This window comes from Shewanella electrodiphila, from assembly GCF_023283985.1.
Classification (GTDB): Bacteria; Pseudomonadota; Gammaproteobacteria; order Enterobacterales; family Shewanellaceae; genus Shewanella; species Shewanella electrodiphila.
Genome location: NZ_JAKIKU010000013.1, coordinates 1 through 13,810, shown reverse-complemented (window position 1 = coordinate 13,810; position 13,810 = coordinate 1). Strand labels below are relative to the sequence as shown.

The window sequence follows — 13,810 nt, the reverse complement described above, 5'->3', positions numbered from 1 at the left end:
CAAGCTTTATGAGTTACTGACCAATTCACTGACTGCTTGAGTTAACTGTTGTACTAGCGCTGAGTCGGTTATTTCGCCTGTTGCAGCATCAAAGTTTTGGTAAAAGCTAGGTACTGAGATTGAGCCTTTCACGTCTGCGGCAAAATATGGGGCTGAACCCGTTGCAGCGGCTAAAACACTGCTGGCGCCGCCAGGTCCCGGAGAGGTTGCTAGTAGTAATGTTGGCTTACCTTGGAATACTTTTTGGTCGATACGCGATGTCCAATCAAACAAGTTTTTATATGCAGCGGTGTAAGAACCATTATGTTCGGCAAAAGAAATAACGATAGCGTCAGCTTGACCTATTTTGTCGAAAAAAGCTTTAGCTAGTGCTGGCTGGCCTAACTCTTTCTCTCTGTCTTCACTGAATAATGGAATTTCATAGTCATTAATGTCCAGTAATTCTACTTCGGCGTTATCGACTAATTTGGCTGCTTGGTTAGCGGCGTAATTAGCTAATTGTTTGTTAATTGATTGACGGCTACTGCTTGCTGCGAATGCTAAAATTTTCATGTAATTGCCTTATATGTCTAAGTCAGTTTTTCTATTTGTTCATTAATGGTTTCTGTAAAGGGATTAATGGATATCTAAGCCTTTATATTCAATAAACTCAACCACATTTCTATCAGGGTCTCTGATAAAGAAAGAGGTGCCAGTGACGTGCTTCATTGGCTCACCACTTAATGGAATGTTTAATTCAGCTAGCCTAGTTATCACTGCTGCTGCGCTCGTCACTTCTAGTGCCACATGGGTATAGCCAGTATGTTTAGTCGGAATATCCATTAACACGTTAGTGTCAGTATCTGCGGCGTTCAAAATAAAGTTAATATTGACACCGCTCGGGTGCTCGATAATCGCAACCGGCTCAGGTCCTATTGGGCCTGCAATATAGTTAAATCCGAGTTGTGCATAAAATGCCTTTGATACTTCGAAATCTTTAACTCTTAAGCCGTAATGATTAATGCGTGTTATCTGTTCCATGGCGTTATTCCTTACATTATCAATAAATTATTCAGTTAAGTGACTAGATGACTAGATGACTAGATGATTAAGTGACTAGATGATTAAGTGACTAGGAACTCATGAAGCTACTTTACGCAATAAACTGCTTATGATTAAGCCAGCAAAAGGGAAATTATTATTTCCATATGACTCGTAATAACCATTTTAAGTTTTAATTTGGGCTTTGTTGGAACTAAAACTATTGCTAAATTGGTTATTCATTAATGCACTAATGGCTGCAGACAATTCGAATTACAGCTCTGTTGCTAGAAAAGGAATGTGAAGTGAAATTGGATACTAAGTTATTTGACGGAATCGTTATTTTCACACAGGTGATTGAATCTGGCAGTTTTTCAGAGGCAGCAGATAAAATGGGCCATTCAACTTCGCATATTAGCAAAGCTGTTACCCGCTTAGAGCAAAGGTTAAAAACCAGATTACTGCACCGTACAACGCGTTCATTAAGTTTAACGCCTGAAGGAAAACTGTTTCATCAACAATGCCTGCAAATCGTCAGTGATGCTGAGCAGGCCGTGGTCATGCTCGACAGTAGCCAGCAAACGCCTTCGGGCACGTTAAAGTTAAGCTGTCCTGTGACATTTGGACTAAAGCACTTACAACCGATTCTATCGATGTATATGCGCTTATATCCTGAGGTTAAACTAGAGTTGGATTTCAGCGATCGCCATGTGGATTTAGTTCAAGATGGTTATGATTTAGCGATTAGAGCGACACATCAACTGGATGATTCCAGTCTGATTTGTAAGCGTATTAGTCAATTTAATGCCTATACCATTGCGACACCTGCTTACTTAGCTAAGTATGGAATACCGCAAACTCCAGAAGATCTCATTACTCATCAATGCATCTGTTATAGCAATCTAAAACAGCCAAATCGCTGGGTGTACGAGCATCCAGAAAAAGAGACTGTGACCATTGATGTCCCGCAAGTCATTGGCTGTAATAATGCTGATATGGAGCTGGCAATGGTACTCGACCATCATGGTATATGCCGCTTGCCATCGTTTTATCTTGGTGATGCATTGGCAGAAAATAAACTGACATTACTGTTTGAAGATTACCTTCAACCTGAAATTGATATCTATGCCATCTACCCAAGCCGTAAGCATTTAACCCCCAAAGTTAGAAGCTTTATTGATTTGCTGGTGGAGCAAATGCCGGCTTAAAGCACACGTGCCTAAGCTACCTCAAGATGCACGGTTCTGCCCCAAAACTTGTTAGCAGCTTTAGCTAGCTAATGATTTCTAGATTTGAATCGAATCTAAACCTAAATCAAAGTCGTGGCGCTTCGCCCACACCAGACGAAAGGGAAACAACAGCATTTCCCTTTTCGATATCCCTTGCCGCTCCGACGAAATTTAAACAGCAAAATTTCCAACGGAGAATGATCCAGTTTTAAACTTCATTTTGAGTCCGCTTCGGCAAGCTACAAAAATCACTAACGCTTACGATGGGGCGTCCCTTCCCCTCGAAAGCTAGCCAGACATCCATGTCTGGACTCACGCGATTTTCTTACTTGCCTCAATTCAAATTGAATCTTCTAGCTAATTAGAACTAGATATTTTAGTTTTTTAAATTGACACAAATACAGTTAATTCGAAGAGATGAATATTCGGGTGTAAGCACGGCTGTGACCGTCCATGACATGGACGTCATGGCCGAGCTTTCTGGGACGAACTTGCTGCGTGTCACAGTCGTGCTTGCACGATAGCCTGCGGCAGACAATGGGTTAAATTGCAGTCATGGACTACTGAAATTTAGTCAATGTAAATGAAGTATAAAGTTGGTGCTGGTAACTCGTTTATGCCCCAAAGTGAGTTAGTACCAGTTGTCACTTCCATCACTTATCTAATGATCGAAATTAAATTTCGATTTAGAAATCTATAAAGTAGTGACCCAAATAGATGTGCCACTAAAGATTGTCGTAGTGTGGTAAACAATCTGTTCCGCTCTGGCCGTCATCTAAAACAAGCGAAGCATTATCGAACTATACGTGATAGTTCTTTTTCTCACGGATGCAGGTTAGTGGTATCCAGAATTTAGCTTTAGGCTATAATTTACAGCTTTCAGTCGTCGATTTCAGATAAGTTGACAGTATCTCCAGCTAACTTGATCACACTTAAACCAAGTACATGGTACATAATGTTATCTGCATTCTTTTCTCCAAATTTATTGGTTAGTAATTGTTTTAATCTTCCTAAGCCAACAAGCGTCATTGCAGATGTATCTGATCGAGTAGCATTACTTACTAGCATATGAATGACCATTTTAAACATTTTACTTTCAATTAAACTGTTCTTCCATGATTCAATAAATTGCTCTGGTGATTGAAAATCGAGTTCTTTCATCGCTCTTGGAAATACTTTTCCACTTAATGCTTCTGCGAAATTTGATTTGGCAGGATAGTATCCTTGTACTGTACTTTTTCTTATATCTAATTTTGCTGAAACCGTGTTAAGCGTAATACTATCCCAACCTTCAGCTAAGAACATTTCAAGTATCACTTGATCATATTTCTTTTTGTTTTTTTCACGTAATTCAGCGCTAATTTTGGCCATGATTTTCTCCTTATTTCCATAGTATACAGTTTTAAGTCCAAAGGACCTAAAAAGGTTGACTTATTGGGTTCTTGGGATGTAATATGTTTTGCGTTCCAAGGACGTAAAATTTAATCTCAAAAAAGTTAATTTTTTTAAGTATCAAGGGAATAAAATAATCAAAATTTTAACGATAGTTATTTCAGTATTAGGCGCTCTTCTCTTAAGTGGATGTTCATATAGAGTTACTGCATTAACATTAGTTTCAAGAAAAATGTAGATTTTAAAAGTGTATATTTTACAAGAAGATAAAGTTTTTAAAAAGATGCAAAGCCAATTGTACTTTTTCCTTTGGTAGTCCTAGCAAAAGAAGATGCGTCGATTGGTAACTATATTAATGGTTATTACAATCGATATCGTCCGTATCGGTTTGCCGGTGGATTTTCGCCAATAGCAGCAGAGAAAGAAAGCTTAAAAACCTCTAATAAGGTGGCTAGTTTTACTTGACCACTACAGATAAAACAGAGAAGGGTGCGAGCGAAGTACTTCATAGTTTCTAGCTTAAATAGTTACAGGTGACATCAGAATCTGAATGATGTTAATCAAATTGCGTAATTCATCTTTTGGGTTTGATATGACGAGGTTTTATGACTTTACATCAAGGGGATTTATGCCCTCATTGTGGTTTTATAATCGTGATGCCCCCCGACCTTGACCCGATATGTTCATGTTGTAGCGAAAATGTCTTACATGAAGATGAAAGCGAATTAAAACCTGAAGCTGGAGTTTAGATGGGTATTAATGAGCTTCAATAAAAGTATTGGGGCAAAAGCTTACTATAGGGAGACTATGTGCCAGCTAAAAGGCTATGTGTTTGGCTGTAATTGAAGGCAATCAAATGAAAGTTCACTCTGATACCTCATATAGAACCAAAGTTGGTCACATAAATCGTAATTGTACAAAACGAAAAGAAGGATTTGGGAAGTTAAAAGTGATGTACCTGCTTACTGTGTAATGGTTTTTTGTGGTAAATCCTTACATGCAGATTCGTATAATATTCAAGGGCTTAACTCGCACTAGATATTTAAACATTCAGGTCTCGAATTTATTGAGAAAACAGTTATATATAGAGAAAATTATGCCTAACCAAACTGTAGTATTTAACAATAACCGTTCATTAAAAAACCAAGTGATTTTCGGTAGCGAAAACAAAGTTATCCATTCTTTCCGTATACATGGAAACGAGAAGTATGCCGCAGAGCTTTTAGAGCTTATCGGTAGTGTTGCCCTAGTAGCAGTTGAAAAGAAAGTACGCATTCAGTATGTGATTGAAGATGTGAGAATCATCAAATCAGTTAAGGAACGTTTAAATGCTAAAGGTGAATTAGAGCCTGTGGGTACAGAGTATTACTGTGTGGTTGCAAAGCCGCTAACTACATTATGCGCTCATGCAGTTGATTACCGTAAGCATATTAAAACATTATTGGACGACAAAGGCTTAACTGCCGTGGACGTTAAAGGATTACAAGCAGGCGGGGCATCAATTAACTCATTCGCTATTAGCGTTGCATGGGTAATCATCTAATGCGTATGGGTGGTAAAAGTAAATTATTGAGATTTATTATGAACAACAACTTAGTTAAATTTATTGCTATAAGCGTTGGATTTTTTGTTTCAACGGCTGTTTGTGCAGCAAACATTGTGAAAACGATTGAAATCAAAGGTCATGGTTACGATCTTCCAACTGCAAAGCTTACCGTAGTAGACAACCAAGCTACATTTTCTTTTTACGAAGGACAGGGAGCTGATTTTGTAGCTCTATCTAGGTTGACGAGCTATTCTTCGAAAACTCTAGTTCATTTTGCTGAGAAGTCTCGCTAAATTTTTGAATCTATGAAGTTAAATGGCAGATGTCCAGATGGTGACCTAACCGCTGAAATAGGTTCGATTTCTAGTAAGTTAGGATCTGATAAAGCTAGATTTAATGTAGTGTGTGTCAATAATGACATTACGGTACAGGCAATCATGATGGACGAATACGTAGTAAATTACGTTTCTACTAACTTCGAAGTTTTTCAGTTCGAAAAATGGGCTAAAGCCATTAACCAACAAATGAAAAAGTACAATAAATAAGCATATACAACAAGACATAAGAGTCGGACTTGTTATAGTTTGCTCGGTTCAACTACGTTTCACATTTTAGCAAACTATTACTCACCGCTTAAAACGGTGTTAAGTGCTTTGGAGTCTTATGAAAATTCGGTATATAAAACTAGGTGACTCAGGTAAATGGGAAAAGCCTTGTCTTGAAAACGATCAAGTAGTGCGACTTGGTTACTACAGTCCATTTCATAATGAATCCCTGAATGGTGAATGGGATGTTGTACGTGATTTTTGGCTAGGCGAAAGAAATAATAATTCAGGTGCAGCCACAAGAGATATTAACCAAATTAAGGACTTCTATGAACTCTCGGAAGCTGACCTTTGGATTACTTTTTACCAAAGAAAGTTGTACTGGTGCCATGCAAAAAAAGAAGTAATAGAACTTGAAGATGGAAGCAGAGTGCGAAAAGTTATTGGAGCTTGGAATTCATGTGATAAGCAAGGTAACCCTCTTTCAATCGAAAACATTGATGGGCGTGTTACAAAAGTTCAAGGTTATAGAGGGACAATCTGTAGTGTAGAGCTACAAGACTACCTTATTCGGAAGATTAACGGTGAACCACAACCAGAAGTTGAAGCAGCTAAAAACTCCCTATTATTACTGAAAAACAATGTAGAAGAATTAATCAAAGGTCTGTGGTGGAGCGATTTTGAATTATTAATAGATTTAATTTTTTCTCAATCAGGCTGGAAGCGAATATCCGTTTTAGGTAGAACTGAAAAAGACATTGATTTAGATGTATTCTCACCAGTGTCGCAAAAACGAGCATTTGTACAAATTAAATCAACAACAAATTCAAAGCAGTTGCACGAATATCATGAAATCTATAAGGAATATAAACAGTATGATGAAATGTACTTTGTTTATCATACCTTCAACGGAAATAATGCGCCGGTCATTGATGATCCTAGCGTTACAGTATGGGATATTTCGAGGATCGCTGATTTAGTTATAAATGCAGGTCTAATTAGTTGGTTAATTGAAAAACGAACTTAACAAGAGACTATGGCGTCAATAGCTGATTTCATGCTTTGGCGCTTCCCACATTACACCACCTCTTAGCATCAAATTTAACGTTACAACGATCTTTCTGATACAGGCAATTATCGCCACTTTCTTGGGGGGCAGCGAGATCTATGCTGGCTCATTTTTGCCCCATTATCATTTAGAGCAATGACTCATTCTAACTTTGTGTTTCTGTGTTTGCCTTATATTTACTAATGCAGAAAGCAAAAGATATGGCTTTAGTAGCTTGTCTTGTTGTATGCCTTAAAGACTATCAAGAGGACTTATGACCCCAGTATGATGGCCACCAATCACATGGGTATATATCTCGGTTGTTTTGACATCACAGTGTCCCAATAACTCCTGGATGGTACGAATGTCATGGCCTTTGAGTAATAAAGATGTTGCAAACGAATGGCGGAAAGTATGGGCGGTAACGCGCTTATCTATACCACTGTTAGTGGTAGCTTGCCTTAATGCACGTGAAAAAGCCGTTGGATGAATATGGTGTCTGCACACGTAGTTGTCACTTGGGTGCATACAACGGCGGCTAGCAGGAAAGATATATTGCCAATGAAACTTAGAAGCATTACTGCGATATTTTCTGATTAGAGAGATGGGCAATGAAGCAAGTCCAAAGCCATCTGACAAATCCGTCTCGTGGAGCTTTTTTACCAGTTTCATTTGTGACTTTAGAGTATCAATCAATCCGTTAGGAAGCATACAAACTCGATCTTTTTGCCCTTTACCTCGGTACACAAAGATAGATTTAGTGGTTAGATCAATATCTTTTACCCTAAGTTTTAGGGCTTCCTTTAATCTTAGGCCTGAGCCAAATAGGATGGCACCAATTAAATAGTGGTAGCCTGACAAATTGTTGATGATCAGTTTTGCTTCTTCGTTAGACAATACCTGCGGTATTCGTTTAGGGGCTTTTGCATAGGGAAATTGTAACTCATTGGACTCAACTTTTAACACATGGCGACAAGCAAATACAATGGCACATAGGGCCTGTTTCTGGGTGCTCGCGGACACTTCACACTCGACTGCTAAAAAGCAGAGAAATTGTTCAATCAAAGCGGGGCTTATATCAGCGCCATGACGAATATTACAATGTCGAATGAAATAACGGTTCCAATAGAGGTAGGACTTTTCTGTTTGATAGCTGTAATGGCGTACTCTGATCTCTGCCCGTATAGCCTCCAAAAATGTTAATTGCCCCATAACCGTCGCCTTAACAATGAACTGTATATATATACAGTTATAGTTCAAGTTGAGATAATTACTATGAAAAAGATGCATAAATCGTTGGATTGGCGCATCGATAATACTAACCTTTAAATATTAACTCATTATTATCAATAGTTTGTAATGTATGTAAAAGTGCTATGCAGACCTCGTAAACACCTATGCATCTTTTTATCTGCTAAATTGTCATTTTTAACCTGTATTTTTTGTTAAATAATATATTTACAACAAATACTTACAAGTGATAGTTTGAAGAAAAGACTTACAAGAAAGCAGGAGGTTATCCTGCTGCTAATCAATAAGCTGTTAGCCGTATCAAGGAGTTCTGATGTCAGGTCGAATGTATGGAATGGTAGGTTGGGAAGAGTTTTCATGTAATAGATCTGATATTCTTAATAAGTTTGATCTAGCAAAAGCAAAGACCAAATCAAGAAAAGTTAAAGTTGAGCATGGAAATGTAGTTGAAGCTGCTGTCAGAGAGTGGTTAGAAAGTTACTTACCTAAAAAGTATGGTGTTACTTCTGGTTTTATTATTCCCGATTTTGTTGAACTTTCAGACCCATACAATTTAGGTCATTTTGACATAATAATTTATGATATTTTGGAATCGCCGATATTATGGGTTGATGATAATGATGACAAAAGTGAACTTGGTAAAGCTAGGGCTATTCCAGCTCAATATGTAAAGTCTGTTTATGAAGTTAAGTCAAACCTGACCGCGCAGACAGGTAAAGATGTGATTAAGAAATTGTGCGAGCTTAATCTCATGCATAAGTTTCTACCTGAACACTTTTCTTGTGGAGCAATATTTATAGAGCTTCAAGAAAAAAACATTAATAAAGCTGCGATCTTAGAATCCTTTCAATCTTCACAATTACCTTATAAATTCTGGGGTGGGATTGTTTTAAGGTGCTCTGAAGATACTGATCTTATTGGAAATATCTTTCTGTCAAAAGCACCTGTGGATGAACTGCAAGTAAAAACAACCACTCCTTTGATCATTGCTGGTGAAGACATGAATGTAGTGCAAGGAGTTCCCTCCGGTGATGTAGTAATAGGGCCTGGTTTTGGAGCTAAAGCCACGGTAGGCCCCGATAGGAAATATCATTTTAATCGAAGTTATACTGCCGTTTCCCATGGTGAAAACTATACTGTAAACCTGTCATGGGCGACCGATAACTTTGTAACATTTGCTATTGATCTAATTGGTAGACTTGAGGGGAAGCAACCAATGACAGGGGAATCCCCAAAGTACTTATTCGGTCAAGTCTTTGATAAACTAATACTAAAATCTGATGCTGAAATAAAGTAAAAAGTATAGGTGTTCGAGTCAACGGCTAACAAGAACTTCAAACGGAAAAAATACAGTTGGCTGTTTTCACTCCGTTCAACATTTTAGCCAACTATATTTTTCCGCTTAAGTAGGCGTTATATTGCCTTTAGGAATCTTTGTAAATTGAACATTCGTGAAAATGGCTTTGAAATTCTAAAAGACTTTATTTCAATATCAGAAATTGAATCCATCAAAAAACAAGTAGAAGACTTTCCTGAAAAATACCCTAAATATGGTATTCGACACGCAAATAAAAAGTTTGATGCGATCCAAGAGTTATGTTCATCAGATAAATTAATTGATAAAGCAGAAGCCATCCTAAAAGCTAAACCAAGTTTAGTTCGAGTTATTTTTTTCGATAAAACGCCTGAGCACAATTGGTTGGTTACTTGGCATCAAGACAAAACTATTAGTGTAAGTTCTAGAGCTGAAGTAAAAGGTTGGAAAGCCTGGAGTATTAAAGACGGTACTAACCATGTACAGCCGTCAATTGATGTATTAAATAATATGGTAACGTTTCGAATTCATTTGGATAATACAGATGAAACAAACGGTTGCTTAAAAGTTATACCCAATAGCCATAAACTAGGTATTTTAACGCAAAATGAAATTGATTCTATTACCAAGCAAGAACAACCGTTTCCTTGTTCTGTAAATTCCGGTGATGCATTAATCATGCGTCCACATATTTTACATTCTTCAAGTAAATCAATAAGTCCAAGTAATCGGAGAGTGGTTCATGTTGAGTTTAGTTCCTATCAATTACCTTGCAATTTAACTTGGGCATAGGGCAATATAACAAGCCAATTAAGCGGGACTAAAAACAGTTTGCTCGGTTTCGCTTCGCTGCACATTTTAGCAAACAATTTTTAGCCCCTTATTGGGGCGTTAAGTGGCTCGGAGGTTGAGAGTATTGTTCACATTCCTTAGAAGTCTTTTCTCCAATGATTTACTTTTTGAATTAAGCGAAAGTAAAGTTTCGATTAAGGCTTTTTCTTCTGATATTTCCTTTGAGGAAGAGCCTTATATTGCTTTAGAAAATACTAAGAAAGGGGAAATCGTAAAAGCAATAGGAAAGGCTGCTGAATCCCTATCTTCTCCAAATATAAGAGTGCTTAACCCTTTCAAGCACAGTCGGTCTTTTGTCGCAGATTTTATGTGTGCAGAGAAAATATTGCAGCATGGTATTTATACAATGCACAATTCAATAATTAGACCTGCACCAAGAGTTATTATTCACCAGTTAGAAAAAACTGACGGTGGTCTAACAGATATTGAAGAAAGAGTGTTACGCGAGCTGGCACTAGGTGCAGGTGCTCGTGAAGTGGTTATTTATCTAGGTTGTAAAATTAATACTAATGTTGAAAGCTTTGACACAGTAAAGGCAAGAGTAGCAGCCACTTAACAAGGCAATCAAGCAGGACAAAAAACAGTTGGTTTTGTTCATGCTTCACAAGTATAACCAACTATTTTTTGCCTCTTATTGGGGCGTTATAAAGCATCGAGAGTGTTGTGGAAGATTCTACCAGTGAAGTAAAAATTGGATTCAGGTTTCTAAATTTGAATAAATTACAGGCATTTACCTTAGCTAAAGAAGTACCTGGAGCTACCTATAAAATGCCTCGTAAAAAAAATTATTATGTTGGCTGTGTACCATTAACAGACACAACTATTCACGATATTAATGATTTTTATGTTCGTCAAAATATCGATATAAGTAGCTGTGATATATTTGTTTCAACAGTAACTGAATATGATTCTTATATTATTGATGTACCTCAGGTTGTTAATCACATACTCAAATACATTGACTGTAAATTAACGTATTCTTTCACAGTGGTATAAATGCTTTTATAACAAGCTGTTAAACAAGAACAAAAAACAGTTGGCTTTTGTTCCTTCGTCACTATTTTAGCCAACCATTTTTTGCCTGTTAACAGGGCGTTAAGCGCAGGGATAGATCGTACCAATGAGCCAATCAGCATCTCAAGCAAGTATGTTTTATCAAGATGTAGCCAAAAATAAAAAGGTTTGGTGCATTCGAGATGAATCTGGTATTCCTGCACCCATTGGAGATAATGGAAAAAGATCGATGCCATTCTGGTCAACTAGAAAACGAATCGAAAAAATCATTGCTACAATCGATGACTATAAAAGCTTTGATATATTCGAAATTGAATTAGAAGACTTCAGAGAGAAATGGTTAGTTGGTTTAGATAAAGATGGTCTTTTAGTCGGTGTAAACTGGTCAGGGAAAAGAGCAACTGGTTATGACATTGATCCACTACAGGTAATGCAAAATATCGAGTATGAGCTTAATAAATAGCAAGCGCTTAACAAGGGCAAGCAACGGACTCGTCAAACTGTCACTTGTTTTGCAAAGGGCCGCAAAACAAGCGCCAGTTCAACTCACCGCTGTTGCCGGCGTTAGCCCCTAATATTAACATCGGAGAATAATTCGAAACTATGGCATCAATTATATTACCAGTTGCCCTCTTGATTCTCTCTTTCATGGTGAAGATGTCCATTGAGAGAGAAGTCGATTTACCAAAAGCACTGCAAAGCCTAATAGAGTTACCATCTGATATTATGTTTTTGTCATCAAGTCTTGTAATCGCATATATTCTAGGCAATACATCAGAAATAGACGACGGTTTACTTTGGTTTGTAGGATGTGTTGTTTTATCGATTATAGTTGTACTCCTATGGCGAAAATCCGAATCTCAGCTTTCCAAGAAATCGTGGCATGCCCTTTGGATTTCGACCATTAGTTACCTGATAGCAATTCCTGTGTTGGTTTTATCCATTTCTATTAATATTCCGGTGGTGCAGCCATGAGCTATCAAGAAATACTACTATCAATTTTAGTGACTTCTATAGTTGCTTTATTACCAATGCTTTATCTATTTTTTAAAGTGTATGTGAGAAGAACAGACTTAAGTCTCGAAAAGCAGAAGATTGAACTAGAGATGTTTAGAAAATCTTTAGAAAACTCCTTGTATTCAACTAATGAAAAAATGGCTTCTAATAAAGAGCGCTGGGAAGATGTAAATCATATGATTTACGAGGCCGCAAAAAGGAATATTGATGTAAGTAGTGTGACTGAAAATAGCTACCTAAGCTCACTATCGATTAATCGTTCAGAAATTGAAATTGACCATAATCGAGCGTTTTTGTTAGCACCTATTAATCCAAGGTTTGAGAATCAAGTAGATATTATTAAAACAGCTTGTAGTGATATAGGTATTGATTGCGAAACAGCTGATGAGGAATTTATATCAGGGCCTATATTATCCGTAATAATTAAAAAGATGCTTTCCGCAAATATAGTTATTGCTGTTATTGATGGGAGGAATCCCAATGTATTCTATGAGCTGGGTTTGGCTCATGCATTCGGAAAAACCGTAGTCATGGTTTCTGGGGGAGTAGAAGGCATCCCATTTGATATTCAAAGCCAGCGTATGGTTATTGTAGATTGGGATGATAAGGATAGTATCGAGAAGATACGTAGATCTATCGCAGAATCAATGAGATGGGCTAACAAGGCATTGCAGCGGACGAGCCGCTGAATGCGGCGTTATATTTATTCAGCATCGGTGTTCCAAAAGGAGTTATGTGAATATTTTCTGTAAAGTTATAAATAAAGATATTAAAGAAGAAATACCAAAAAATTGTGAGCAAAAAAAAATAGAAAACAGTATTTCTGATCAGGATTTGCAAAGGTTATACGCTGTAGAGTTTAAAAGTCAGTCTTATTCATCTTTTTACAACACTACGATGGAGAAAGACAAAAGCATTTTGACGCTTTCGGTTGCTGGAATTGGTTTTTTAATAACTTTGTTAAAGCTATCTGACAGCCTTGGCTATTACGATATGGCGTTTTTTTCTATCGCTACGGTGGGCTTTCTAATTTCAATATTCTGTATTGTTACCTTATTTGGCAAAAATGCTGATTTTATAGTGGACTTGGCGCAAGAAAAAGATGTAACTATAAAACAACATGTTTTAAAACAATTGGATACATGGGCTATAAGAACTTTCTATTTAGCAATAATAATGTCGGTATGCTTAGGTGTCTCGACTTCATCTACACTTTTTTTAAAAGGCGAAAAAGAAATGACAAAAGAAACAAATATAAACAAAACTATTGAAACACAAGGTACTCCTGCAAACGAAAGTTTTACCCAAGCAGTCGATTTAACAAAAAGCTATCAACAAGCTACCAGCTTGCAAGATAGCTTTCAGGGAGCTGGAAACTTACAGTCAAACACTAATGCTCAAACAACTGCACAAAGTAACAATACTGGTGCGGCTGCAATGATGCCAAACACAAATAGTGACAAAGAATAAATATAACAAGAGACTATGGCGTCAATAGTTAATTTTAAGCTTTTGGCGCTTCCCACAAAACACCGTCTCTTAGCATCGAATTTAAGATCACAACCATCTTCCTAATGCAGG

At 37.3% G+C, this 13,810-nt stretch carries 16 protein-coding genes and 1 pseudogene; 12 read left to right on the top strand and 5 right to left on the bottom strand.

Features of this window, described 5'->3' with window-relative positions; all coding sequences use genetic code 11:
- Positions 1-6 precede the first annotated feature (6 nt).
- Both L2737_RS18550 and L2737_RS18545 read right to left on the bottom strand, forming a co-directional pair.
- On the bottom strand, positions 7-552 hold the full coding sequence (locus tag L2737_RS18550; RefSeq protein WP_248956721.1) for an NADPH-dependent FMN reductase: 546 nt from the start codon (positions 550-552) through the stop codon (positions 7-9).
- Positions 553-615: 63 nt separating this feature from the next.
- Positions 616-1,020: a VOC family protein gene (locus L2737_RS18545; protein ID WP_229370598.1), complete on the bottom strand. Its 405-nt coding sequence runs from the start codon at positions 1,018-1,020 to the stop codon at positions 616-618.
- Positions 1,021-1,325: 305 nt separating this feature from the next.
- On the opposite strand from L2737_RS18545, the gene L2737_RS18540 reads away from it, so the two are divergent.
- On the top strand, positions 1,326-2,228 hold the full coding sequence (locus L2737_RS18540) for a LysR family transcriptional regulator (protein WP_248956720.1): 903 nt from the start codon (positions 1,326-1,328) through the stop codon (positions 2,226-2,228).
- 900 nt (positions 2,229-3,128) lie between these two features.
- Here the strand turns inward: L2737_RS18540 and L2737_RS18535 are convergent.
- Positions 3,129-3,620 carry a hypothetical protein gene (locus tag L2737_RS18535; RefSeq protein ID WP_248956719.1) on the bottom strand — a complete coding sequence of 164 codons (492 nt, stop codon included), beginning with the start codon at positions 3,618-3,620 and terminating at the stop codon, positions 3,129-3,131.
- A 1,117-nt stretch (positions 3,621-4,737) separates the two neighbouring features.
- Between L2737_RS18535 and L2737_RS18530 the strand changes: the two genes are divergently transcribed.
- The 3 genes from L2737_RS18530 (at position 4,738) to L2737_RS18520 (ending at position 6,759) form a co-directional block, all read left to right on the top strand.
- On the top strand, positions 4,738-5,184 hold the full coding sequence (locus L2737_RS18530; protein WP_248956718.1) for a hypothetical protein: 447 nt from the start codon (positions 4,738-4,740) through the stop codon (positions 5,182-5,184).
- Complete coding sequence (locus L2737_RS18525; protein WP_248956717.1) at positions 5,184-5,480, top strand: hypothetical protein; 297 nt, start codon at positions 5,184-5,186, stop codon at positions 5,478-5,480. Before L2737_RS18530 ends, L2737_RS18525 begins: the two co-directional genes overlap by 1 nt.
- 370 nt (positions 5,481-5,850) lie before the next feature.
- The gene (locus tag L2737_RS18520) at positions 5,851-6,759 is read left to right on the top strand and encodes a restriction endonuclease (RefSeq protein WP_248956716.1); all 909 of its coding nucleotides are present in this window, start codon (positions 5,851-5,853) and stop codon (positions 6,757-6,759) included.
- 15 nt (positions 6,760-6,774) lie between these two features.
- Here the strand turns inward: L2737_RS18520 and L2737_RS18515 are convergent.
- Both L2737_RS18515 and L2737_RS18510 read right to left on the bottom strand, forming a co-directional pair.
- Positions 6,775-6,885: pseudogene (locus L2737_RS18515) on the bottom strand (IS110 family transposase); the annotation flags it as partial.
- 147 nt (positions 6,886-7,032) lie between these two features.
- Entirely contained in the window at positions 7,033-7,992 is a 960-nt protein-coding gene (locus L2737_RS18510) for an integron integrase (RefSeq protein ID WP_248956715.1), read from the bottom strand.
- A gap of 352 nt (positions 7,993-8,344) precedes the next feature.
- Between L2737_RS18510 and L2737_RS18505 the strand changes: the two genes are divergently transcribed.
- The 8 genes from L2737_RS18505 (at position 8,345) to L2737_RS18470 (ending at position 13,699) form a co-directional block, all read left to right on the top strand.
- Positions 8,345-9,328 (top strand): DUF6602 domain-containing protein, encoded by a 984-nt coding sequence (locus L2737_RS18505; protein ID WP_248956714.1) that lies wholly within the window; start codon positions 8,345-8,347, stop codon positions 9,326-9,328.
- 144 nt (positions 9,329-9,472) lie between these two features.
- A complete protein-coding gene (locus L2737_RS18500; RefSeq protein ID WP_248956713.1) occupies positions 9,473-10,138 on the top strand; it encodes a phytanoyl-CoA dioxygenase family protein in 666 nt (221 codons plus the stop codon).
- Positions 10,139-10,262: 124 nt separating this feature from the next.
- Positions 10,263-10,754 carry a rod shape-determining protein gene (locus L2737_RS18495; RefSeq protein WP_248956712.1) on the top strand — a complete coding sequence of 164 codons (492 nt, stop codon included), beginning with the start codon at positions 10,263-10,265 and terminating at the stop codon, positions 10,752-10,754.
- Positions 10,755-10,861: 107 nt separating this feature from the next.
- Positions 10,862-11,194, top strand: coding sequence for a hypothetical protein (locus L2737_RS18490; RefSeq protein ID WP_248956711.1), 333 nt, complete (start codon positions 10,862-10,864; stop codon positions 11,192-11,194).
- Between the two features lie 124 nt (positions 11,195-11,318).
- Complete coding sequence (locus tag L2737_RS18485; RefSeq protein WP_248956710.1) at positions 11,319-11,675, top strand: DUF2750 domain-containing protein; 357 nt, start codon at positions 11,319-11,321, stop codon at positions 11,673-11,675.
- Positions 11,676-11,815: 140 nt separating this feature from the next.
- Positions 11,816-12,187 carry a hypothetical protein gene (locus L2737_RS18480; RefSeq protein ID WP_248956709.1) on the top strand — a complete coding sequence of 124 codons (372 nt, stop codon included), beginning with the start codon at positions 11,816-11,818 and terminating at the stop codon, positions 12,185-12,187.
- A complete protein-coding gene (locus tag L2737_RS18475) occupies positions 12,184-12,918 on the top strand; it encodes a nucleoside 2-deoxyribosyltransferase (RefSeq protein WP_248956708.1) in 735 nt (244 codons plus the stop codon). The genes L2737_RS18480 and L2737_RS18475 overlap by 4 nt, the downstream gene beginning before the upstream one ends.
- 46 nt (positions 12,919-12,964) lie before the next feature.
- Entirely contained in the window at positions 12,965-13,699 is a 735-nt protein-coding gene (locus L2737_RS18470) for a hypothetical protein (protein WP_248956707.1), read from the top strand.
- The last annotated feature ends 111 nt before the right edge of the window (positions 13,700-13,810 follow it).

Coding starts and splice junctions, on each gene's coding strand:
- L2737_RS18550 (WP_248956721.1), bottom strand. CDS start 552: ATGAAAATTTTAGCATTCGCAGCAAGCAGTAGCCGTCAATCAATTAAC.
- L2737_RS18545 (WP_229370598.1), bottom strand. CDS start 1,020: ATGGAACAGATAACACGCATTAATCATTACGGCTTAAGAGTTAAAGAT.
- L2737_RS18535 (WP_248956719.1), bottom strand. CDS start 3,620: ATGGCCAAAATTAGCGCTGAATTACGTGAAAAAAACAAAAAGAAATAT.
- L2737_RS18530 (WP_248956718.1), top strand. CDS start 4,738: ATGCCTAACCAAACTGTAGTATTTAACAATAACCGTTCATTAAAAAAC.
- L2737_RS18525 (WP_248956717.1), top strand. CDS start 5,184: ATGCGTATGGGTGGTAAAAGTAAATTATTGAGATTTATTATGAACAAC.
- L2737_RS18520 (WP_248956716.1), top strand. CDS start 5,851: ATGAAAATTCGGTATATAAAACTAGGTGACTCAGGTAAATGGGAAAAG.
- L2737_RS18510 (WP_248956715.1), bottom strand. CDS start 7,992: ATGGGGCAATTAACATTTTTGGAGGCTATACGGGCAGAGATCAGAGTA.
- L2737_RS18505 (WP_248956714.1), top strand. CDS start 8,345: ATGTCAGGTCGAATGTATGGAATGGTAGGTTGGGAAGAGTTTTCATGT.
- L2737_RS18485 (WP_248956710.1), top strand. CDS start 11,319: ATGAGCCAATCAGCATCTCAAGCAAGTATGTTTTATCAAGATGTAGCC.
- L2737_RS18480 (WP_248956709.1), top strand. CDS start 11,816: ATGGCATCAATTATATTACCAGTTGCCCTCTTGATTCTCTCTTTCATG.
- L2737_RS18475 (WP_248956708.1), top strand. CDS start 12,184: ATGAGCTATCAAGAAATACTACTATCAATTTTAGTGACTTCTATAGTT.